Annotated in this window: 20 protein-coding genes; 8 read left to right on the forward strand and 12 right to left on the reverse strand. The window is 66.0% G+C overall.

From position 1 onward, the window contains the following. Positions 1 to 5 precede the first annotated feature (5 nt). A complete protein-coding gene (locus VHK65_10070) occupies positions 6 to 878 on the forward strand; it encodes an SDR family NAD(P)-dependent oxidoreductase (protein HVS06495.1) in 873 nt (290 codons plus the stop codon). A gap of 17 nt (positions 879 to 895) precedes the next feature. Here VHK65_10070 and VHK65_10075 read toward each other — a convergent pair whose 3' ends face one another. The 4 genes from VHK65_10075 to VHK65_10090 all read right to left on the reverse strand — a co-directional run bounded on the left by VHK65_10075 (position 896) and on the right by VHK65_10090 (position 6,215). After that, complete coding sequence (locus VHK65_10075; GenBank protein ID HVS06496.1) at positions 896 to 1,549, reverse strand: LON peptidase substrate-binding domain-containing protein; 654 nt, start codon at positions 1,547 to 1,549, stop codon at positions 896 to 898. A gap of 4 nt (positions 1,550 to 1,553) precedes the next feature. Beyond that, positions 1,554 to 3,212: a DHA2 family efflux MFS transporter permease subunit gene (locus VHK65_10080; protein ID HVS06497.1), complete on the reverse strand. Its 1,659-nt coding sequence runs from the start codon at positions 3,210 to 3,212 to the stop codon at positions 1,554 to 1,556. 50 nt (positions 3,213 to 3,262) lie between these two features. Continuing rightward, a complete protein-coding gene (locus VHK65_10085) occupies positions 3,263 to 5,245 on the reverse strand; it encodes a GMC family oxidoreductase (GenBank protein ID HVS06498.1) in 1,983 nt (660 codons plus the stop codon). Between the two features lie 280 nt (positions 5,246 to 5,525). After that, on the reverse strand, positions 5,526 to 6,215 hold the full coding sequence (locus VHK65_10090; protein ID HVS06499.1) for a TIM44-like domain-containing protein: 690 nt from the start codon (positions 6,213 to 6,215) through the stop codon (positions 5,526 to 5,528). Positions 6,216 to 6,340: 125 nt separating this feature from the next. Between VHK65_10090 and VHK65_10095 the strand changes: the two genes are divergently transcribed. From VHK65_10095 to rsgA, 3 genes are all read left to right on the forward strand, one after another. Then, positions 6,341 to 7,057, forward strand: a complete 717-nt coding sequence (locus tag VHK65_10095) for a dienelactone hydrolase family protein (GenBank protein ID HVS06500.1) — start codon at positions 6,341 to 6,343, stop codon at positions 7,055 to 7,057. Further along, complete coding sequence (locus tag VHK65_10100) at positions 7,000 to 7,932, forward strand: TIGR03620 family F420-dependent LLM class oxidoreductase (protein ID HVS06501.1); 933 nt, start codon at positions 7,000 to 7,002, stop codon at positions 7,930 to 7,932. Before VHK65_10095 ends, VHK65_10100 begins: the two co-directional genes overlap by 58 nt. A 192-nt stretch (positions 7,933 to 8,124) precedes the next feature. After that, positions 8,125 to 9,192, forward strand: a complete 1,068-nt coding sequence (rsgA, locus tag VHK65_10105; GenBank protein ID HVS06502.1) for a ribosome small subunit-dependent GTPase A — start codon at positions 8,125 to 8,127, stop codon at positions 9,190 to 9,192. On the opposite strand, the gene VHK65_10110 is transcribed toward rsgA, so the two are convergent. The 3 genes from VHK65_10110 to VHK65_10120 are packed head-to-tail and all read right to left on the reverse strand — an operon-like array spanning position 9,189 to position 11,787. Next, positions 9,189 to 10,571, reverse strand: a complete 1,383-nt coding sequence (locus VHK65_10110) for a DNA polymerase domain-containing protein (GenBank protein ID HVS06503.1) — start codon at positions 10,569 to 10,571, stop codon at positions 9,189 to 9,191. The genes rsgA and VHK65_10110 overlap by 4 nt on opposite strands. A gap of 9 nt (positions 10,572 to 10,580) precedes the next feature. Next, positions 10,581 to 11,390: a PrsW family glutamic-type intramembrane protease gene (locus tag VHK65_10115; GenBank protein ID HVS06504.1), complete on the reverse strand. Its 810-nt coding sequence runs from the start codon at positions 11,388 to 11,390 to the stop codon at positions 10,581 to 10,583. Positions 11,391 to 11,400: 10 nt separating this feature from the next. Continuing rightward, entirely contained in the window at positions 11,401 to 11,787 is a 387-nt protein-coding gene (locus VHK65_10120) for a cupin domain-containing protein (GenBank protein ID HVS06505.1), read from the reverse strand. A 97-nt stretch (positions 11,788 to 11,884) separates the two neighbouring features. Between VHK65_10120 and VHK65_10125 the strand changes: the two genes are divergently transcribed. After that, a complete protein-coding gene (locus tag VHK65_10125; protein HVS06506.1) occupies positions 11,885 to 13,465 on the forward strand; it encodes a 4-coumarate--CoA ligase family protein in 1,581 nt (526 codons plus the stop codon). A 1-nt stretch (position 13,466) separates the two neighbouring features. Here the strand turns inward: VHK65_10125 and VHK65_10130 are convergent, their stop codons facing one another. From VHK65_10130 to VHK65_10145, 4 genes are all read right to left on the reverse strand, one after another. Continuing rightward, positions 13,467 to 13,763: a MoaD/ThiS family protein gene (locus tag VHK65_10130; GenBank protein HVS06507.1), complete on the reverse strand. Its 297-nt coding sequence runs from the start codon at positions 13,761 to 13,763 to the stop codon at positions 13,467 to 13,469. Beyond that, a complete protein-coding gene (locus tag VHK65_10135) occupies positions 13,760 to 14,875 on the reverse strand; it encodes an exo-alpha-sialidase (protein ID HVS06508.1) in 1,116 nt (371 codons plus the stop codon). Before VHK65_10135 ends, VHK65_10130 begins: the two co-directional genes overlap by 4 nt. A gap of 73 nt (positions 14,876 to 14,948) precedes the next feature. Then, on the reverse strand, positions 14,949 to 16,094 hold the full coding sequence (locus VHK65_10140) for an acyltransferase (protein HVS06509.1): 1,146 nt from the start codon (positions 16,092 to 16,094) through the stop codon (positions 14,949 to 14,951). Positions 16,095 to 16,142: 48 nt separating this feature from the next. After that, entirely contained in the window at positions 16,143 to 16,430 is a 288-nt protein-coding gene (locus VHK65_10145) for a hypothetical protein (GenBank protein ID HVS06510.1), read from the reverse strand. 50 nt (positions 16,431 to 16,480) lie between these two features. Between VHK65_10145 and VHK65_10150 the strand changes: the two genes are divergently transcribed. Next, positions 16,481 to 19,066, forward strand: coding sequence for an AAA family ATPase (locus VHK65_10150; protein HVS06511.1), 2,586 nt, complete (start codon positions 16,481 to 16,483; stop codon positions 19,064 to 19,066). Positions 19,067 to 19,079: 13 nt separating this feature from the next. Here the strand turns inward: VHK65_10150 and VHK65_10155 are convergent, their stop codons facing one another. Continuing rightward, positions 19,080 to 20,009, reverse strand: coding sequence for a Dyp-type peroxidase (locus VHK65_10155; protein HVS06512.1), 930 nt, complete (start codon positions 20,007 to 20,009; stop codon positions 19,080 to 19,082). A gap of 148 nt (positions 20,010 to 20,157) precedes the next feature. Here VHK65_10155 and VHK65_10160 point away from each other — a divergent pair, with 148 nt between their 5' ends. Both VHK65_10160 and VHK65_10165 read left to right on the forward strand, forming a co-directional pair. Continuing rightward, positions 20,158 to 20,637: a hypothetical protein gene (locus VHK65_10160; GenBank protein HVS06513.1), complete on the forward strand. Its 480-nt coding sequence runs from the start codon at positions 20,158 to 20,160 to the stop codon at positions 20,635 to 20,637. A gap of 107 nt (positions 20,638 to 20,744) precedes the next feature. Then, complete coding sequence (locus VHK65_10165; GenBank protein ID HVS06514.1) at positions 20,745 to 21,482, forward strand: hypothetical protein; 738 nt, start codon at positions 20,745 to 20,747, stop codon at positions 21,480 to 21,482. The last annotated feature ends 33 nt before the right edge of the window (positions 21,483 to 21,515 follow it).

Consider the following 21,515-nt stretch of genomic DNA (forward strand, 5'->3'; position numbering starts at 1 on the left):
ATCCGATGAAATCCTTGAAAGGTCGGGTCGCGGTCGTCACGGGGGCCGCAAGCGGTATCGGCCTCGCTCTTGCCGAACGGTTCGCCGCGGAAGGGATGAAGGTTGTCCTTGCGGATGTGGAGGTCGAACCGCTGCGCCGGGCCGAGACCTCCCTGCGCTCCGCCGGAGCGGAGATGCTGGCGGTCCCCACCGATGTGGCCAAGGCTGATCAGGTGGACCGGCTTGCTCAACAGGCGCGGGAAGCGTTCGGCGGCGTCCATGTGGTCTGCAACAACGCCGGGGTCGGCGCCACGTCAGGCGCGGCGTTCTGGGAAATGACACGCGCGGATTGGGAATGGGTATTGGGTGTCAACCTCTGGGGCGCCATCAATGGCATGCGCGCCTTCATTCCGATTCTCCTGGAACAAGAGGAAGGACACGTGGTCAACACGGCCTCGATGGCCGGCCTGAACACGTCTGCGCCAGGCTCGATGGGTGTCTACAGCGTTTCGAAGCACGCCGTCGTGGCACTCTCGGAGTCCCTTCAGGTGTCGCTCCAGATACGTCACGCTAACGTGGGTGTTTCGGTCTTATGCCCAGCCTGGGTGCAGACAAACATCAGCGAGTCAAAACGCAACCGTCCAGCCGAGTACCCCGCCACCGAACCCGAGCGGACCCCGCAGGCAACCGCCGCCATCGAGTACGTCAGAAGCCTGGTTGCGGCCGGGAGCCCGCCAGCCGACATGGCCGCTACGGTCGTCGATGCGATCCACAAGCAACGCTTCTACGTTCTCCCGCATCGCGAGGCTCTTCCTGGTGTTCGCCAGCGCATGGAGGACATCCTCAAAGACCGCTCGCCAGTACTGGGGCCTCCGTGGGCGCCATGGCGGACTCGCTGAGCAGGGGTGGGAAACGCCTAGTTCAGGGAGCTCCGCATGGTAGCGGCGGTTCCGGCGTGCGCGACCATCTGCTTGAGCCACACGATCTCCTTCCTGAGGAATCGCTGCTCGAGCAACAGGCGGTTATCGGTTCTCGCCTCGGCCAGCAGTGATTGCTTCTCCGGTACCAGCAGGTTGAGCGCCGCCGCGATCAGGTAGGAAAGGAGCTCCGGCTCCGTCGGTGGTTCGGCGTCGTCGGGCTGGCGGCCGACGAGCTCACGCAATAGGTTCGAATACTCGCGAAATGTGACGGCGGTTGTCTCGGTGAGTCGGACGCACGCGTCCAGGTCGTCGCCCGCCTCCGGAATGATGCGGATCTGGCCGCGCAGGTAGGGGCGATCGTTCGCGGTCTGCACGATCTCGAAGCGCGACGCTCCCGTGACGAGCAGGTTCATGCGGCCGTCATCCAGGCGATCGATGCGCACGATCTTTGCCAGGGTGCCCACGTCATACGGCGCTGCAGGGCCGGTCTCACTCCCCTCGCGGATCGCCACCACGCCGAAGCTATGCCCTTCTTCGAGGCAATCCCCGATCATCTGCCGGTAGCGCGGCTCGAAAACGTGGAGCGGCAGCGCCATGTGCGGGAACAGCACGACGTTCAAGGGGAACAGGGGCAACCACTGCGTGGGCATGGATCTAGCCCGGAGCGGGGGCGGGCGCGGGGGCCCGCTGGGCGGATGGGGTGCGACGGCCGATGATGGCGCTCGTCAGCACTGCGCCGAAGAGCAATACGCCGATCGGCACGGCGAGCGATGGTCGCATGGCGTTGATGAAGGCCTGGGCGAAGACCTCATGGGCGAGCTGCTGGACCTGATTGGCCTCGGCAGCCGGAATGCCGGCCGGGAGCGGCACACCGGACTGGCCGCGTCCCACCTCCAGCACCCCGCCGGCGGCTTTGGCAAAGCCCTGCAAGAACGGCAGTCGAAACGCGGGAGGCAAGCTGCCGGCTTGTGCCTGTGCCTGGCTGACCAGTTCGTTGGCGAGCCGGGTTTGCAAGATCGCGCCAACGACTGCGCTGCCGAACGCGCCCCCCAGCTGACGCGTGGTGTTGAGCAGGCCTGATGCGGCGCCGGCAAGCCGCGGATTCACCCGCTGCATGGTCACGGTTGTCATCGGGGCGAAGGTACAGCCGAGACCGACGCCGGCGAGGATCAGTGGCAACGTGAAGGTTGTCGGTCCGGCGTTGAGCGACGAGACCAACACCACGAGGCCCATGCCCGCGGCAAAGCACGTCAGACCGAACATCAGGATGTATTTGCCGCCGATGCGATCCGTCGCGCGACCCGACAGGGGAGCCATCACCATCGAGGTCAGCGGCATGGGAGCGAGCGTCAGTCCGGCCTTGAGCGCGCTGAAGCCGAGGACAGACTGCAGAAAGATCGTCAGGGGGAGGAAGAGCCCCATCATCCCGAACATGACAATGGCCGCCAGGCCGTTGCCGACGGTGAAGTTGCGGTCGCTGAAGAGCGACAGCGGCACCAGTGGTTGCTCCTGCGCCCGGTCCCAGAGCACGAAGAGCACCAGCAGGATCGCGCTGGCGATGAAAAGGCTCGGGATGCTGAACAGGCCCCAGTGGCCGCCGGCCGCATCGATCGACGCAACGTCCGTAAAGGTCCCCCAGTGGTAACGCTGCCCTTCGATTAGCCCAAAGACGACGGCGAACAGCGAGCCGCTGGCCAGTAGGACGCCAACCGGATCCAGGCTCTGCTCGCGGCCGAGGCGGATTCCGGGGAGCAACCAGATGCCCAGGACGAAGGCGACGATGCCGACCGGAACGTTGACCCAGAATACGGCTTGCCAGCTGAAGTTCGTCACGAGGAAGCCGCCCAGCGTCGGGCCCGTCACGGACGCCACCCCGGCGACCGCGCCCCAGATGCCGAACGCGGCGCCGCGCTTGTCGGCAGGAAAGATGTTGGTGAGAATGCTCAGCGTCTGCGGCGTCAGGATCGCGCCGCCGACGCCCTGGATCACGCGGGCAATAATCAGCTGGGCAGGGCTCTGCGCCAGGCTGCAGGCGATCGAGGCGAACGTGAAGACGGCGAGCCCGATGAGAAAGAGCCGCTTGGCCCCGAACATGTCGCCCAGCCGGCCGGCCGTGATCAGCAGGACGGCGTACGCCAGGATGTAGGCGTTCAGAACCCAGAGGATCTCGTCGAGGCCCGCGTGCAGGCCGTCGATGATGCTCGGGATCGCCACATTCACGATCGTCAGATCGAGCAGGATCATGAAAAAGCCAAGGCAGAGCACGAGCAGGATGACCCACGGACTCCGCTTGGTCTGGACCGCCGCCTGCATCTCGGTAAAAGTCTAGGGAAGCGCTCGCTGCATCGCTACTTGCAACGGGCTTAGCAGGCGGCCGCGATAAAGCGGGACGCGCGATGGGCCATCGCCATGATCGTGATCATGGGGTTGACGCCCGACGCACTGGGGAACGCGCTGCCATCGGCGACGAACAGGCCCTTGACCACGTGCGCCTGGTGATCGGGACCGACGACGGAGGTGGCCGGGTCAGTGCCCATCCGACAGGAGCCCATCTGGTGGAAGCTGAAGTAGCCCATCTGGCCCGGGCCGTAGCCGCCGCGGTCGACCTCGCTCATGAACGCCTCGATGCCGCCACGCTGGCCCGGCTTGAATGCGATATAGGCGCTCTGACCCGTAAAGATCTCCCGCGCGCCCCCGGCCTCCATGATCTGGACGGCCGCCTGGATGCCGCGTCGAATGTCCGCCAGGTCGTTGGCCCCCAGTCGATAATCGACGCGGGCGGCTCCGTCTTTCGCCGTGACGCGCCCACCGCCGTGGTCGCGGACCAGCGGCGCGAGCACGGACATGTTGGGCAGCAACCGCATCAGGCGGCGGTACTGGGTCGGATCCCGCCACGGAATCGCGTGCGCCAGGATCGCGGGGTGCATCGGACCGGACTCGAGCTTTACGCCGTGGTACCGACCATCGAGGTTGATCCACTCATCCGAATAGACCGCCTGGAGGCTGCCTTCCCACGGTCGCAGCGTCTCGTCGAACACACCCAGGACCGCGATGCCCGGATGGAGGCGGAGCCATCGCCCGATCGCGGGCGATCGCACGCCGGAGCGCTGCAGTAGGGCAGGGGTCTCGATCGCGCCCGCGGCCGCGACCACGGCGCGACTGCGCACGATCAAGGTCCAGGCCGGCATCTCGGGCTGGCGCACCGTTGCGCGCACGCCGACGGCCCGCCCGTCTTCGATCAAAACTCGGTCGACCTTGCAGTTGACGATGATGCGGGCCCTCCGCCGGTAAGCGTCGAGCAGATAGGTCTTGAGCGTCGATTGCTTGGCACCGCTCTGGCAGCCGTAGCCGCAGAAACCGCAGTTGGCATCCTGCGTGCACCCCTGGACATTGCGCGGCATGTAGGCAGCGTGCCAGCCGAGTTTCCGCATGCCGCGTTCCAGCACTCGCTCGCGCGCACTGACCCGGTTGTGCGCGGCGTTGACCCCGAGCCGCTCGAACACGGCGTCCATCGAGGCCGTGTACTCATCGGTGGCAAAAGCGGTGAGCCCATAGTGATTCGCCCATTCCTCACGTAGCCAGTCGGGACTGCGGAAGCTCGTCGTGTAATTGACGACGGTGCCACCGCCGAGGCAGCCGCCGGCGATCAGCGCGATCGCCGCGTCCGAGGTGGCGGCGAACCCGCCCTGGTAATAGAGCTTGCGCATCATGTCGAGTTCGAGCTGGTTGAAATCGGCCTCGTTGTAGTAGCCGCCCTCCTCCAACACGATCACGTCCTTCCCGGCCGCCGAGAGCTCCGCCGCCACCACGCCGCCCCCGGCACCGGATCCGATCACTACCGCATCGCAGTTGAGTGTCGTGTCGCCGTCGAGCGTGGTCGTCCGAATGCTCTTGGGCGTTGCGGGCGGCGCCGAGACCGGCCCCGGGTAGCCGATCTCCGGCCAGACCGGATTGGTGCCGTCGTCTTCCGTGTCGCCAAGGAAGGCCAGCAGCGAGAGGCGCTTGAAGACCTGAAAGAGCTGCCGGCGAAAGGCCAGCCGGCTGGTCGACCAGGCCGACATGACGCTAACGCGCTGCTCTCGCGACCAGTGATGAAACGGCACCGGGCGCCCGGTCAGAAGGAACGTGCCAGACCGACGGCCGAGGACGCCGACAATGAAGCGAAGCCGGCGCCGGTCGGATTCAGAGGGGAGGCGGCGGAAGGTCTCGTCCATCGAGGCGGCGACCCGGATGGGGGAACCCGGATGACCCATGCCTCCGATGAAGGTGTCGGCCATGGCGACGAGCACGGGCGACTGGCTGTCGCGGGCGGTGGTCGTCGGCGGCGCCTTGACGGCGGTGGACATCCTGTTACCCCCCAGGCGAACTGATCAGTCCTTCCATCATAAATCGAATTCGCACTCTCGTTTTATGGCGGGTTCAGCCGAGGCCCCTAGGCTCAAAACCGAGGCTCGACGGAGCCGGAAAGGCACCAGGAGGTGAATACACATGATGCTCAACAATCTCAAGCGAAAGCTGCTGCCAGTTCGACGGGGGCGAGTAAGGCGTTCCCCTCCCCAGGGACCGGGCGCGACGCGCGCCCGGTCTCCTCGTCCAGATCTCAGGGAGCCCGGTCCAGAGCGTGTCTCAGGCCGCAGAAGACTTGGTCACCAGGTTCGCCGCGACCTGACGCGTCTGGCTGAGTAGCCATGGGCCCGCAGTCCCTGGGGGCAATCCATCCGCGGCTGTCGGCCGGACGCGACCAAAGGTCCAGTCCTCGATGGTTTCTCGAACCAGTCGAGACGCTTCGATGGCCGCGCTCCGCGCCGAGTCCTCCACCGATGCCGAGCGGACGGTGATGACGTCCTGGTTCGGCTCGCACCGCGCATTGAGGACCTCAACGGATCGTACGGCCGTCGTGGGAACCACACGCTCTCGCCATACACCCGCCTGCCCGACCTGACGGCTCAGCTGTAGCCACGCCGCATCGGTCAGGCGTTCGCGTACCAGCTCGGGCGTCAGCTCGGTGCGGGCGCGCTGTACCTGGACAATGGTCTGGCTGGCCTGCTGGAGGAATCCGTCCCTCGTAAACGAGGCGTCGCGCTGGCGGATCTGCTCGAGGGCGGCCGCGACCGCATCAAGGGGTGGGCTCACCGACCGGGCGCTCGCCGCCTTCCCCCTGGCGATAAGCTCCCAGATGAACCCGGCGCCGTCGAGCAGGGCCTCCCGGAACGCCAATACGATGCCGATCAGGACGACGACCGTGACGGAGGCGATCAAGCGCGGTCCCGGAATAAAGACCAGATCGAGCGTCGCCGCGATCCGAGCGGTCAGCACGGGCGGTATGACGCGCCCGATCCGCGCTTCCCTTCACGTTCGATGACGACGCGGCAGCACACCGGGGCGGCACAATGGTCGCTATGTGCTACACAGACGAGGCCAGACCTCCGCTCCCACCGATCATGGGTGGCTTAACCGACGAAGGCGACCTGGTGCTGACCGCCGCCGATGGCAATCGCTTCAACGCCTATGCGGCCCGAGCCGCGACACCCGCCGGGGCCGGCGTCGTCGTCGTCCCCGATCCGCGCGGTGTGCACCCGTTTTACAAAGACCTGGTGCGCCGCTTCGCGCAGGCTGGCGTCGATGCGGTCGCTATCGATTACCTCGGCCGGACCGCCGGCATGTCCGATCGAGGGGACGATTTCGACTATCGCGCCCACATCGGCCAGACGAAGCCCGAAACGATCGCCGCCGACGTGGCCGCCGGCATCGACTATTTGCGCTCGAAGGCCGGGGGTTCGGTCGAGTCGGTGTTCACGGTCGGCTTTTGTTTTGGCGGCGCCCAGTCGTGGCGACAATCCGCGGCGCAGCCCGGACTTGCGGGTGCGATCGGCTTCTACGGGATCCCGTCCCGTGCCCGCGATGCCATCCCGCAAATGCGCGCGCCACTCTTGCTGCTCCTTGCCGGCAACGACCAGGCCACCACCCAGGAGGATTTCGCCCAGTTCGACCGAGAGCTCACCGATGCCGGCGTTCCTCACCAGATGGTGGTCTACGAGGGCGCGCCGCATTCGTTCTTCGACCGCAGCTTCGAACAGCACAAGGATGCCTCGGCAGACGCTTGGCGCAAGGTGCTGGCCTTCATCAAGGAGCACACACGACAACCGGCGCGGGCGTAGACGTCGGCCGCGCCGGCGCCTGGCTTGGCTCGATGGCGTTCCTGCGGGCGCCTGACCTACGACGCGCCGTGGCCGAGGTCGAAGAGATGGGTTTCGGCGCCATCTGGGTCGGCGAATCCTTCGCCCGTGAGGCCTTTGCGGCCTCGGCCATCATCCTCGCGGCGACCAGCCGAATCAAGGTTGCGACCGGCATCGCCAACATTTGGGCGCGCGACCCGACCGCCATGATGAATGGCGCCCGGGCGCTGGCTGAAGCCTGGCCGAATCGATTCGTGCTGGGTATCGGGGTCAGCCACGCTGGGCTCGTAACCGATCGCGGCCATCACTACCAACGGCCCTTGACGGCGATGCGGGCCAATCTCGACAAGATGGAGCAGGCCGCATACCGAGCGCCAGAACCAAATTCGCCCGTACCCATCGTGCTGGGCGCCCTGGGACCGAAAATGCTGCAGCTCGCGGGTGAGCGAACCGCCGGAGCGCATCCGTATTTCGTTCCGGTCGAGCACACGGGCCAGGCGCGCGGAATCCTCGGGCCGGACCCGTTGCTGGCTCCCGAACAGGCCGTCGTCTTCGCCAAAACCCGCGAGGCGGCCCGACCGACGGGTGACATCTATATGCGCACCTACCTGCTGCTTCCCAACTACCGCAACAACCTGGTTCGGTTGGGCTGGTCCGACGACGAGCTGACCCCGCCCGGCAGCGACCGGCTCTTCGACGCGATGGTCGCATGGGGCGACGACGAGGAAATCGCCCGCAAACTGCGGCGGCACCGCGACGCCGGCGCCGACCACGTCGCGTTGAGCGTCCTCATGCCGACGGTTAACCGCGCTCCCACCGCGGATCTTCGGCGTCTTGCACCCTTGCTTCTCTCCTGACGAGGGGCCGTGATAGACTCGGGGCCTCCAAATTTCGATCGGGAGGTGAGGTCTAAGTGGCTGCGATCCCTGTGCGTCGCGCCTGCGTGGCGCCCACCTTCCCGGGGCTGCTCTAGCCAAACCCGCGAATAGCCTCCCCGGCGAAGGGCTGACGCCGTTTGCCGTTACCCACACATTAGGGAGGTTCTCAGCTTGAATTCAGACGACCGCGCCGAGCTGGACGAGCTCGGCTGGAACGAACGATTCGCGTCGGCATTCGATGTCCTCGATGACGAGGGCATTGAGCCTGGGCGGCTGGCGGCCGATTACGGCACCAAATTCCTCGTGCAACTCGCCGGGTCCGCGCCGCTGGCCACGCTGGGGAGCGCACTCCGCGAGGCCCGCCTGGTCGCGGTTGGCGATTGGGTGGCTCTTCGAAACACACCCGACGCGGCCGAGATTCGTGCCGTGCTGCCGCGGCAGTCCGCGATCACCCGGGAGGCGCCCGGCTCAGAGACGGCCGCGCAGGTCATCGCCGCGAATGTGGACCTGGTCTTCATCGCCACCTCCGCGGACACCGATTTCAACCTGCGCCGCATCGAGCGGCTCTTGACCGTCGCCTACCAGAGCGGGGCGGCGCCGGTGATCGTGCTGACCAAGGTCGATATCAACAACCCTGACCCGTTCGAAGCGGAGCTCGAAACGATCGCGGCCGGAGTGCCCGTGGTCGCCGTCAGCGGGCTGACCGGCGCGGGGATCGAGGCCGTCCGCCTGTATCTGTCGCGAGGAAAGACGGCGGTGCTGGTGGGCTCGTCCGGCGTCGGCAAATCCACCCTGATCAACCGCCTGCTCGGCGAGGAGGTGCTGCGCACCGCCGATGTGCACAAAAGCGGCCAGGGGCGCCACACGACCAGTCATCGTCAACTACTGAAGGTGCCGGGCGGTGGCCTCGTCATCGACACGCCCGGCTTGCGAGAGATCCAGCTTTGGGCCGGGGCGGAGGCCCTCGCCGAGGTCTTCCTCGACATCGAGGAGCTGGCACTCCGCTGCCGGTTCACCGATTGCCGGCACGAGACCGAACCGGACTGTGCCGTTCTCGCGGCGCTGGAGGGAGGCACGCTCGACGCGAGCCGCTTTCGAAGTTACCGCAAGCTGCAGCGTGAGCTCCGCGCGATCGAGGTCAAGGCCGACGTGCGCTTACAGATCGAGGAGCGCCGGAAGTGGAAGCTGATCCACAAGAGCGTGAAACAGCACATGCAGGTCAAGCGCCGCTGGGACTAGTTCTTTCGTTTGGGACGCTCGAGCTGTCCGGAGCGATCGGGACCCGCGTAGCCGGCCCAGGGGTCATAGTCCACCTCGAGCGCTTCCTGTGGCGGCCGCTCGGACTCGGGGACGTTGCGCAGGTTGATCCGGATGCGCGTCCAGGTCGTGTTCCGCCCCCGCATCGAGTCAACCATGACGTCGGAGGGCGCGAGATGCGACCAGATTTCGCCGTGGCGCGCGCGCCAGCGCTGCAGCCCGGCGCGTGCTTCGGCCTCCGAGGCCGCGCGGGCGATCTCGATCAGCGGCATCGTCGTGCGGCGACGGCCGGTAGGGCCCACGGTTTTGCCGGGGGCCGGTGGCGGGACCTCGCCCTTATGAGTTTTCGGCCGATCCTCACGCCGGCGTCTGGACAGCTGGACACGCGCGGGCTCGCCCTCCTGCTTGGCGAAGTGCGGCGGCCAGGGCGCGTCGCCGAAGCCGGCTGCCTCGTGCCGCGCGGCGAGCTCGAGTAATGCCTCGAGCGACCCGACCGCTTCGTCGATGCCGTTCGAGGGATCGCCCAAGTCCGTAAACCGCCGCGGAACGGTCGCCAGCGTAAAGGCCTCGGGCTCGCAGGTGGGCACCTCGTCCCACCTCAATGGCGTGGACACGCGCGCGTCGGCCAGCGGGCGGACGGAGTAGGCGGAGGCGACGGTCCGGTCCTTGGCGTTCTGGTTGTAATCGAGGAACACGCCATGGCGTTCTTCTTTCCACCAGCGGCTGGTGGCGATCTTGGGGGCGCGCCGCTCGACCTCGCGCGCCAGCGCCACCGCCGCGCGGCGAACCTCGGGAAAAGTCCAGCGCGGCTCGATCCGGCAATAGATGTGGATGCCTCGCGACCCTGATGTTTTGGGCCAGCCGACGAGCCCGAAATCCTTGAGCACGTCGCGCGTCACCATCGCCACGTCGCGAATCTGGGCCCACGGCACGCCGGGCACCGGATCCAGGTCGACCCTCAGTTCGTCGGGGTGATCGAGGTCGCCGGCACGGACCGGGTGCGGATTGAGGTCGATGCATCCCAGGTTGATGATCCAGGCGAGCTGGGCGGCGTCGCGTACCACGATCTCTTCCGCCGTTCGGCCGGACGGAAACGAGAGCTCCACGGTCTCGATCCACTCGGGACGCGATGTCGGAGCGCGTTTCTGAAAGAAGGCCTCCCCCCCGGCCCCGTTGACGAACCGCTTGAGGGCCATGGGGCGGCCGCCAACGCCGCGAAGCGCCCCTTCGGCGACCGCCATGTAATAGCGAACGAGGTCGAGCTTCGTGTGACCCGTCTTCGGGAAGAAGATCTTGTCCGGATTGCTGATCGTGACCTCACGCCCGGCGACTTCGAGGATCTCTTCCTTCGGCGCTGACATACGGTCAGCCTACACAGGCCGCCGCCTCGGAAGGACGCCGCCGGCATCGCCGCGCCGCCAGAGCCAGATGAACGGGACCAGCCCGATAACCGACACGACGGCAACGCCCCAAATGCTGGTGAACGAGTCGAACGCGCCGTGGAGCGCGGACACGAAGAGGTAGGTTCCAAGGATTGCCCAGGTGAGGCGCAGCCCGCCGCGACGGGCGGCGGCGAAGATCGCGCCGCCAAGGATCGCCGACCACATTCCATGGCCAAACGGCGCCAGCACGCCGCGAACCAGTTCGGTGAAGATCACCGAGTTCAGGGACAGGATCAGCTGATTCCCCTGGACGACGAAGAGCGAGGCGAGTGCGTAGCCACTACTTTCGAGTGCGGCGAAACCAAAGCCAACAGTCGCCCCGAGGACCATGCCGTCACGGATATGAAACCGGCTGATGCCGAGGGCCACGACCACGATGAACACGCCTTTGACGAACTCCTCGATCAAGCCGACCTCGAACGCGCCGATGAGGCCAACCTTGACCAGCCAGTATTCGAGCAAGGATGCGCCAAGCACACCCATGGTGCCCCCGATGAGGAAGGCGGTGACGATCCGTCGAGGCGAAAGGGCTGGACTCGGATCGTGATCCAGGTACCAGACGACCGCGGTGATGGGCACCAGAAAGCTGCCGAGGAGGACGATCGTGGGAAGCAAAATGATGTTGTGGGTCGCGCGACCGACGGCGACGGTCGCGCCCCAGAGCAGGAGCCCCACCACGAAGACCGCCCACCATGGTGGTGCCCAACGCTCAGCGCTTTCTTCTGCTTGGATGCTCATGGCTCTTCCTTCACGCACCCGGCGCGGGTGACGCCTCCAGCCAGCGCGTCTCGCCGACGTTAACCACAATATGAGCCATCGGGCCGCTCCAGCCTGCCCCGTGCCAGTGCTCCTCGCGTGGCCCGGTTACGACCGCGTCGCCAACCCCGATCTGCTGGGCGGCCGTTCCTCGGGCCTGCACCCAGCCTTCCCCCTCGATGACGTAGATGAGTTGGCCACCCTCGTGCGAGTGCCAGTAGTTGCGGACGCCGGGATCGAATCGCACAACGTTGGCCGAGGTTGGCAGCGCTGGGCGCGGAGGCGGCAGCAGGTCGCGTGCACCCGCCGTACCCGTGAAGTGGCCAGCATCCAACGGCTTCAGGTCACCTAGCATCTGAGCTCGCGGCGTAATATTCATGCTTCAACGCTAGCGGGATCCACCGTCGGCGTGCCGAGGCGAACGATGCCGTCCGGCAAGCTGCGATATGATCGTCGCGACCTGAGGGAATGGCGGAATGATCCACAGAGGTCCCGCTGTCAATATCCCGGATAGCCCCCTCGTTCCGTTCGTCCTGCACCGGGCACACGACCTGAGCACCAAACCGGCACTGATCGACGGCCTGACCGGACGCGAACTCACGTACGGCGCTCTTGAGGACGGCGTCAAGCGGGTTGCCTCCGCGTTGCGGCGGCGCGGCTTCAAGAAGGGCGAGGTGTTCGCGATCTTCAGCCCGAACCTGATCGAGTACCCAATCGCATTCTTCGCCGTGGCCTCGTTGGGCGGTGCTGTCACGACCGTCAACTCCCTGTATACCGCGCGCGAGCTGGGCGATCAGCTCAAGAGCTCCGGTGCCCGCTTCCTGCTGACCGTGCCGGCCTTCATGGATCGGGCGAAAGAAGCGGTCAAGGACTTGGCCATCGAGGAGATCTTTGTCTTCGGCACCGCCGACGGGGCGACGCCATTCAGCGAGCTGCTGGCGCAGCCGGCCGACGACTTCACCGTCGAGATCAACCCGGCCGAAGACCTGGTCGCGCTTCCCTACTCGAGCGGCACGACCGGCGTCGCCAAGGGCGTCATGCTGACGCACCGCAACCTGGTGGCCAATGTCACCCAGTCCCAACAATGCTTTCACCTGCGCGAAGGCGAGCGGGTGCTGGGTGTCATGCCCTTCTACCACATCTATGGGATGACCGTGATCATGAACCTGGCCCTTTACGCGGGAGCCACGGTCGTCACCATGCCGCGCTTCGAGCTCGAGGCCTTCCTGCGGGTCCTCCAGGACCATCGCGTTTCGCGCGCGTACATCGCGCCGCCGATCGTGGTGGCGCTTGCCAAGCATCCCATGGTCGACCAGTTCGACCTCTCATCCGTGACGACCGTGTTCTCCGGCGCCGCGCCGCTCGACGAGGCGCTGGCCGCAGCTTGCGGCCGGCGTCTGAACTGCAAGGTCAACCAGGGCTACGGCATGACCGAAGCCAGCCCGGTCACCCACGCGGTGAGGCACGACGTGGAGTGGACAAAGGTCGGTTCCATCGGACCCGTGATTCCGGGCACCGAATGCCAGGTGGTCGACATCACGACTGGCGCGGCGCTCGGTCCCGGCGCGGACGGTGAGATCTGGATCCGGGGACCGCAGGTCATGAAGGGCTATCTGAACAATCGTGCCGCCACCGAGCAGATCCTCGACCGGGACGGCTGGCTGCACACGGGCGACATCGGCCATGCCGACCAGGACGGCGACTTCTACATCGTCGACCGCCTGAAGGAACTGATCAAGTACAAGGGCTACCAGGTCCCACCGGCTGAGCTGGAGGCCATCCTGCTGACGCACCCGGCGGTCTCCGACGCGGCCGTGATTCCCAGCCCGAATGAAGAGGCGGGTGAGGTGCCAAAGGCCTTCGTCGTGCTCAAGAGCCAGATCACGCCGGAAGCCCTGATGGCGTATGTCGCCGACCGGGTCGCGCCGTACAAGAAAATCCGGCTGGTCGAGATGATCGACGAGATCCCCAAGTCGGCCTCTGGGAAGATCCTCCGCCGCAAGCTCGTCGAACGGGAGCGCGCGAGAGCGACGGCCGACTCAGCGAAACCGGGCTGAGTTAGCCGCCGGCCATCGCCCCGACGATCAGAAACGGCTCATTGCCGGTTGCCACCGCCTCCGGCAGGGGGCGGTCGGGCGGGTCGAGCGAGAGATCCTGCTCGCAGGCGAAGAACCGCACCAGCGCTCGGCGCTGTTGCGTGGTCTGGTCGCGGATCGTCCCGCGCAGCACGGGGTAGCGCGATTCCAGGGCATCGAGGACGGATTTGGGCGTCGCCTCGCCCGGGACCTCGAGCTCCACCTCACCCTTGACCTGGGCGAGATTCCGCAGGTGAGGCGGCAGCACGACGCGAATCACTTCAGCGTTTGGACCTCGACCGATAAGACGGCGGGAAGATCACGCACGATGGGTTGCCAGCTGTCGCCGGCGTCCGCGGACGCATAGACCTGCCCACCGGTGGTGCCGAAGTACACGCCGCTCGAGTCGAGCGAGTCGACCGCCATCGCATCGCGCAACACGTTGACATAGCAATTGCTCTGCGGCAGGCCGTTCGTCAGCGCCTCCCACTCATTCCCGCCCGTCCGGCTCCGATAGACCCGCAATTTACCGTCGGGCGGAACGTGCTCGGAGTCGCTCTTGATCGGCACCACGTAGATCGTCTCGGGCTCGTGCGCGTGCACGTCGATCGGGAAGCCGAAGTCGCTCGGTAGGTTCCCGCTGACCTCGCGCCATGAGTCGCCGGCGTCGTCAGTGCGCAGCACATCCCAGTGCTTCTGCATGAAGAGCACGTTCGGGCGCGACGGGTGCATCGCGATGCGGTGCACGCAATGGCCGACCTCGGCGTTCGGGTCGGGGATGCCTTGCGACGTCAGACCCCGGTTGATCGGCCGCCAGCTCTTGCCGGCATCGTCACTGCGGAATGCGCCGGCCGCCGAGATCGCGACGAAGATTCGGTCCGCATTCTTGGGATCGAGGATGATCGTGTGGAGACACATGCCCCCGGCGCCCGGCATCCACTTAGGCGCGGTGGTGTGCTGGCGTAGGGCGGGGAGCTCGTGCCAGTTCTGGCCGCCGTCGGTCGAGCGGAAGAGGGCGGCATCTTCGGCGCCGGCATAGACCGTGTCCGGATCGGTGAGCGACGGCTCGAGGTGCCAGATTCGCTTGAACTCGAAGGGACGCGACGTTCCGTCGTACCACAGATGGGTGCCGGGTTCGCCGTCGTAAGCGAATTTGCCCTCCATCGCCTGCCAGGTCTTCCCGCCGTCGTTCGAGCGCTGGATCACTTGCCCGAACCAGCCGGTATTCTGCGACGCATACAGCCGGTTCGGATCGGCCGGCGATCCCTTGACGTGGTAGACCTCCCAGCCGGTGAAGTGCGGGCCGCTGATATCCCACTGCCTGCGCTTCGCGTCCGATGTCATGACGAACGCGCCCTTGTGCGTGCCGACCAGTACCCGAACCCCGCTCATCCCGTCCTCCTGTTGCGCTGCTAAACCACGCCACCCCTGAAAGCCGGCTGATGCCGACGCCACCCACGATAACTTATGCGGCTGACGGGAGCCTGTCCGAACGGCGGTTCTCTGGCTGCAGCCGGTGAGCGAGATAGTGCCCAGCGGCAATGCATGGAACCTCGATCACTCGGTACGTGACCGCTGAGACCAGCAGGGTCGCACCCAGCGCCAACAGCCAGATCTGCCAGATGGCCACGTGACCGTAGAGAACATGCGCGAGCGTGAGTAGGACCACAAAGTGATAGAGGTAGAAGCTGTAGGCGCCTTTGCCCAGCCGGCGCAGCGCCGTGGGGAGCAGGATCGAGGCCCTGGGGGAGGCTAGCGCCAGCACGATGAGAATCGCGGCGCCGATCGCCGTCGCCATGTCGTCGAGCGGCGGGACGTGCAGGCGCGACGCGGGGAGCAGCCAAAAGATCTGTGTGTACAGCAGAACAGCCGCCGCCAGCAGGCTCAGTTGAACCGCACCATCAAGCGACCGGCATCGACGGATCAGCGTCGCCCGGTGCTGAGCCAGGATGGCACCGGCGACAAAGAAGACCCCGTACTGCAGCGTGGCGTAGAGGTTGGTTTGCCCGTCGGATGGAATGGCGGCCACGAATCCCAACACGACGGCGCCCGCAAGCCCGCGCCGCCAGCCGAAGCGGAGCAGGAGAAACATGATGATCGGAAAGAGCAGCGAGGCGCGCATCTCGATGATGAGCGACCATGCCGTCGGGTTGAGCTGCGGGCCCTGCGTGTCGGCGAGCATGGTGACGGCCGGCCATAGCTGACTCGCCTTGAGCGGAGCCAACCAGAAGCCGTTGATCCAATAGCTCAATTCCCCGAGGAGCTGCATCGGCACCAACCAGCGCAGAATCACGACCACCACCAGGGCGCAGAGGTAGGGAGGGTACAGGCGAAATATCCGATTGACGAGGAACGGTGCCGCGCTGGTCCTGCCTTTGTAGAACCCTAGCGACAGGACGAAGCCGCTCAAGACAAAGAAGAAGATCACCGCCTGGTGGCCGGCGCTCGCGATCCGAAACGGTGAGTGCAGGTACCAGTCCACCGGGCCATGGCTGTAAGGCGTGGGCGACAGCATGCCGAGGCAGTGGCCAAGGAACACGGCGAGTGCCGCCAGGGCTCGGATGGCATCCAGCTGGCCGAATCGCTCGGGGGCCGATTCCGGTACAGCCACGACAATTCAACGGCGGATCGTCCGCCGTCCCTTTGGCTGGCTTGTTAGCTAGCGGCCGAGACTCGCGCCCTTTTCGAGGGCGTTACCGATCGCGGCGAAGTTGCGACCGATACTACGGAGCTGCGCGGAGCTGACCGAACCGGCGTGTACGCCTTTCACAAGGGTGCTATTGATGGCCGCGAACCGACGGGCGATCCGCTCCATCTCTGGATGGGCTCGCGCCCTGGCCTTCTGACGGGCGCTCGGCTTCGCCCGAGCCAGAGCATCGAGGAGGTCCGCAGTTCGCCGCATTTCGCGGGCAGTGCTGCCGGCAGCGTCGGCCTCGCCTCGCTTCATCAGGGGCATGGCATCAAATGTAGCACTCTCCGTGGAGTACTGTCATCCTCATGTCGGGGCTCCCTGAGGGCACCCTCACCTTCATGCTCACCGATCTGGTCGGCTCGACCCGGGCGTGGGAGTCCGCCCCTGCGGCCATGCGTGAGGCCATGGCCAGGCACGACCGTATCGTGGACCGCTGTCTGCAGCAACACCACGGTACCGAGGTCCCAAGCGGGCGGGCCGGAGATAGCATCCTGGCCGTCTTCTCGAGGGCGGCGAACGCGGCGACGGGTGCCCTCTCGCTGCAGCGCGACTTCGCCGCGGAGCGATGGCCAGCGGAAGTGACCCTGGAAATCCGGGTGGCGTTGCACAGCGGGGAGGCTGAGCTGCGGCAAGGCCAGTATCACGGTCAGGTTCTCAACCGCTGTGCGCGGCTGCTGGCGACCTGTCACGGCGGCCAGGTCCTGCTCACCGGTGCAACCGAGCAATTACTGGTGGACGAGTTGCCCCCGAGGGCCGAGCTCCGAAACCTCGGATTCCATCGCCTGAAAGACCTCACACGACCAGAGCATGTTTTCGAGCTCGTCGACGCCGACCATCCACGAGAGTTTCCGCCAATCCGTTCCCAGCGGCCGGCCACCAACCTCCCGACTCAGTTGACGGCCTTTATCGGCCGTGATGGCGAGCTGCGGCAACTCCGCGAACTCCACGCGCGGTCGCTCACCCTCACCGGACCAGGTGGGTCAGGAAAGACGCGGCTGGCTCTCGAGTTGGCGAGCGAGTTGGTGGCGGAGCACGCTGATGGCGTCTGGTTCATCGAGCTGGGACCGGTCTCGGGGCCGCACCTTGTGCCTCAGGCGGTCGCGGACACCCTGCACTTGAAGGAGCAGGCCAGCCGAAGGTTGGCGGACACGCTGGCAGACCATCTGCGAGAACGGAAGTCGCTCCTGGTCCTCGACAACTGTGAGCACCTCGTTGATGCCGTCGCGGAGTTGACCGTGGAGCTGCTCAAAGAATGCAAGCAACTCAACGTCCTGGCGACAAGTCGGGAGCCGCTGAGAGTGCCCGGAGAAATGACCTGGCGGGTGCCGCCCTTGGGACGCGACGAAGCGGTGCGTCTGTTTGCCGATCGCGCCACGGCCCACGAGGCGGGGTTTCGAATCAGCGACGACAATGTCGACGCGGTCGTCCGGATCTGTGAATGCGTCGATCGGATCCCACTGGCCATCGAGCTGGCCGCCGCCAGAGTTCCAGTCATGCCCCTGGACGAGATTCTCAGCCGGCTCGAGAAGAGCTTCGGACTACTGACGGCGGGGAGCCGGACGACCGTCAGCCGGCAGCAGACCCTGAGAGCAACCCTCGACTGGAGCTACGAGCTGCTTGCCGATCCCGAAAAGCTCTTGTTCCGACGTCTTTCGATTTTCGCCGGCCGCTTCATGCTGGACGCGGCAGAGGCCGTGTGCAGCGACGACCGCCTCACACCCGACGCCGTCCTCGATCTCCTCGGGCGGCTGGTTGACAAATCGATGGTCACGCTCGATTCCGGGCGCTATCGCTGCCTTGAAACGATTCGGAGTTACGGTCGCCAACGGCTCGAGGATACGGGCAAGCTGGATGCGTTGCAGGCGCAGCTGGGCACGTATTTGATTGGGCTTGCCCAGGCTCGCGAGCCAGGCCAGCTGGCCGATTGGCTCGATCGCGTCGAGGCTGCCTACGATGACGTGAGCGCCACTCTGGCGTGGAGTCAAACGGTCGATCCGGAGCTCGGGATGCGGCTGGCCGTCGCCCTCCATATCTACTGGCAGCTGCGCGGTCACGCGTCGGAACCCCGCCAGTTTGCGGAGGCCATCCTGGCGCGCACATCGTTGGACTTTCCCTTTCGCCCTGCCGCGCTGCATCTGGCTGGAGCGTTCGCCTACTTGCAAGGCGACTTCGCGTCGGCCCGGAAGCGGATCGATGAAGCGGTGACGGAGGCCCGAGCCGCCGGGGACTCGCTGACCGTGTTGCTCGCCCTCGAGAGGTCAGGGTTGATGGCAGCGGCGGCAGGCGACCTGACGACTTCGGAAGAAGCGCTCAATTCGGCGCTGGACCTTGCCCGCGAGCTTCGAGACCAGGCCAGTGAAGCCTCGATCCTTCACCAGCTGGGTCTACGCGCCAGCCAGAAACCAGATCTGCCCGCCGCCCGCACGCTTCTCGAACAGAGCCTTGCCGTGCGCCGGGCCCTCGGCAGAAGCGATGAAGCGTCGATGCCGCTCACCTTTCTCGCTGCCGTGGCCCTCCTTCAGTCCGACGCGGTGACCGCGCAGCGCTGCATCATCGAGAGCCTGGAGATTGGACGCGCCCTTCGAGACCGCCGTGCGGCCTGGTCACTTGACGTTCTCGCCTGCCTGACGACGCGCGAAGGCAACCTGGAGCGGGCGCTCCAACTGGGCGGTGCCGGTTCGGCCATGCACGAAGCGAGTGGGAACACACCGCCGGCGCCATGGGAGGCCTTCGTCTCGCCTCACATGCAGCTCGCGCGGAGCGGCCTGGATCCCGACGTGGCTCGCACGACGTGGGAGGCGGGGCGGGCCATGGCCTTCGACGAGGCGTTGGACTTCGCCCTGGCTGTAACGATCGCGCCCGTGGGAATTGGCGCCAACTGGCGCAGCTAAGCGCTGTTCCGCTCTAGGAAACGAGGGATTCCAACAAGTCCAGTGACGGCGCAAAGAATAGGTTGCCGGTGGCCGCCCGACTGAAGTCCAGCAATCGATCGTAGTTGCCAGGCGGTCGGCCGACGAACATGTTCTCCAGCATCTGCTCGATTGGGCGCGGGGAGCGAGCATAACCGATGAAATACGTCCCGAACTCGCCGCGCCCAACGTCACCGAATGGCATGTTGTCGCGGAGGATCTTGATCTCTTTCCCATTCTCCTCAATGATCGTCAGCGCAGTGTGCGCCGAGGTGGGCTTGACGCCATCCTGTAGTTCGACGTCGGACAGCTTGGTGCGACCGACGATGCGCTCCTGCGCTTCCGTCGACAGTGCGTTCCACGCGGGCATGTCGTGGAGATACTTCTGAACGATGACGTAGCTCCCGCCGGCGAAGCCAGCGTCCTCGTCGCCGATGATGGCGGCGTCTGCCGCCGCTTGGTTCGTCGGGTTCTCGGTGCCGTCGACAAAGCCGATGAGGTCGCGATCATCGAAGTACTGGAAGCCATGGACCTCATCGACAGCCGTAACTGCCCCGCCGAGCCGGGCCATGAACTGCGTGGCCAGCTCGAAGCAGAGGTCCATGCGCGCCGCGCGGATGTGAAGGAGGATGTCGCCGGGCGTCGACACGGCATGGCGCGATCCGGCGTGGAACTCTCGGAATCCGTGGAGCCCTGCCGGCCGGGCCGCGCCAAAGAGTTGGTCCCAGGCGGATGAGCCAAACCCGATGACGCAGGACAGGTAGCCCTCGAGGTCACGGAACGCGACCGCCCGTACCAGCGCCGGGAAATCCTGGCAGAAGGATCGGATGGTCGCGCGGTGGTCATCGCCCGGGTTGATCGTCACCACCAGAAAGATCGCGGCGCGAGTCAGCGGCGCGACCACCGGCTGAGGCTGGTGGTCCATGGCAGCATCTTAGGATGGCAGGAAGATGAAGGTCCGGGACGGAGCGAAGGCCGCCCCCGTACAGGCGAGGTGTGCGAGGTGATCGGCAGTCTCCTGCGCCCGCCCTACCTGGCGCAGGCACGCAGCCGGTCCGCCCCTGCGGTTTCCGGTGCTCCGCATCGACCAGGGTGGCGTCTACGAGTTCGCCACCATCACCGACATCATGATGGGCAACCGAAAAGACCTGCTCGTGTTTCGTCCGGCCTTCGATATCCATGGCCGGGACCTGCTGATACAACTCGTCGGCTCGGCGCGTGTCGTCTACCTCCAGGTCAAAGGCACGGCCATGCTTCGCCAGAGCGACCTCATCCGCTTTCACATCCGCCGCTCGACCTTCGCGGCGGCCGATGACTTCTGGTTGGCGATGCGCTTCTGGGACCGGCGCCGCGGGGAGCTTCACCCAGAGTATTGGCTGGTGTCGTCGCGCGAGATGGAGCGGCGAACCGCCCACGAGCGCGACGCGGACTATCTCACGGTGGATGTCCGGCTCGATCCAGGCACCGACCGCTGGGCCGACTGCCGCTATCCAGCCCGCGAACTCGTCAATGTCCTACGCGATGCGCTCGGCCAGGCTCGGTTAGCGGCGTGATGTGCCGCCGAAGCCAGGGAGCGGTTCAGTCCGGCGCGCGCGCCCGGAATACCTGAAGGTGTACACGGGCGGCGAGAACTGCGACCCTCCGCCGTTGTATGACATGAGTGAACGCCCCAACCGCCATGTGGAAAGTCGTTCTGCTCGGGATCATCGCCGCCCTCCTGATCGCGTTGGGGGCCGGTATGTCCTTATTGCCGGACCCATCGAATTCGGTCGCGGCCTACCAGCAGGCGACGCCCTGCACCGCCGCAAACGTCCTCTCGGACAACTGCTATTCCGTGGTGCCGGTCACCGTGGTCACAGCGTCCGCCAATCACCTTCGAAAGGGCGGGCCGGAGGAGCACGTCGTCGTCCAGGCGCCCAGCGGCCCCAGCGAGATCGTCCTTCCCTGGCAGAGCGAGCAGGATCAGGTTCTCCTGGCCGGCGCGACCGGAACGGTCGACGTCTATCGGGGAGCGCCCGTGCTGCTGGCAGTCGGCGGATACCAGTTCGCCACCCTGCAGAATCCGGTCGTTGCGACGGCGCAAACCCGATGGCTCGGCTGGATCTTCCTGGGTCTCGGTCTTGCCTTTGGCGGGGCGGTGGTCCTGACGCTCGTCGCTCGGCGGCGTCGAGCATTCGTCCCGGTACCATCGTCGGACGCCCTCCGCCAAGCGATCGTCCAGCTGCCTCCGGACGCGGATCCGCAGATCGTCGAGAAGATGAACGAGATCCAGCAGCGTCTCGCCACGATGCAAGTGCAGCAGCAGCGGGGCCAGATCACCAGGGGGCAGACGATCGGAATCGTTATCGGCTGCGCGGTCGCCGTGGTTGGGGCGCTGCTCCTGCGGGGTCTGCACTAAACGCGGTCTACTAGGAAACTGGCGGGGGCGCGA

Source organism: Candidatus Dormiibacterota bacterium (genome assembly GCA_035544955.1).
GTDB lineage: Bacteria > Chloroflexota > Dormibacteria > CF-121 > CF-121 > CF-13.

Excerpts from the sequence above, each read along its gene's own strand:
- VHK65_10150 (HVS06511.1), top strand. The coding sequence starts at position 16,481 with ATGTCGGGGCTCCCTGAGGGCACCCTCACCTTCATGCTCACCGATCTG.
- VHK65_10125 (HVS06506.1), top strand. The coding sequence starts at position 11,885 with ATGATCCACAGAGGTCCCGCTGTCAATATCCCGGATAGCCCCCTCGTT.
- VHK65_10120 (HVS06505.1), bottom strand. The coding sequence starts at position 11,787 with ATGAATATTACGCCGCGAGCTCAGATGCTAGGTGACCTGAAGCCGTTG.
- VHK65_10115 (HVS06504.1), bottom strand. The coding sequence starts at position 11,390 with ATGAGCATCCAAGCAGAAGAAAGCGCTGAGCGTTGGGCACCACCATGG.
- VHK65_10075 (HVS06496.1), bottom strand. The coding sequence starts at position 1,549 with ATGCCCACGCAGTGGTTGCCCCTGTTCCCCTTGAACGTCGTGCTGTTC.
- VHK65_10145 (HVS06510.1), bottom strand. The coding sequence starts at position 16,430 with ATGAAGCGAGGCGAGGCCGACGCTGCCGGCAGCACTGCCCGCGAAATG.
- VHK65_10070 (HVS06495.1), top strand. The coding sequence starts at position 6 with ATGAAATCCTTGAAAGGTCGGGTCGCGGTCGTCACGGGGGCCGCAAGC.
- VHK65_10085 (HVS06498.1), bottom strand. The coding sequence starts at position 5,245 with ATGTCCACCGCCGTCAAGGCGCCGCCGACGACCACCGCCCGCGACAGC.
- VHK65_10110 (HVS06503.1), bottom strand. The coding sequence starts at position 10,571 with ATGTCAGCGCCGAAGGAAGAGATCCTCGAAGTCGCCGGGCGTGAGGTC.
- VHK65_10080 (HVS06497.1), bottom strand. The coding sequence starts at position 3,212 with ATGCAGGCGGCGGTCCAGACCAAGCGGAGTCCGTGGGTCATCCTGCTC.
- VHK65_10135 (HVS06508.1), bottom strand. The coding sequence starts at position 14,875 with ATGAGCGGGGTTCGGGTACTGGTCGGCACGCACAAGGGCGCGTTCGTC.
- VHK65_10095 (HVS06500.1), top strand. The coding sequence starts at position 6,341 with ATGGGTGGCTTAACCGACGAAGGCGACCTGGTGCTGACCGCCGCCGAT.
- VHK65_10155 (HVS06512.1), bottom strand. The coding sequence starts at position 20,009 with ATGGACCACCAGCCTCAGCCGGTGGTCGCGCCGCTGACTCGCGCCGCG.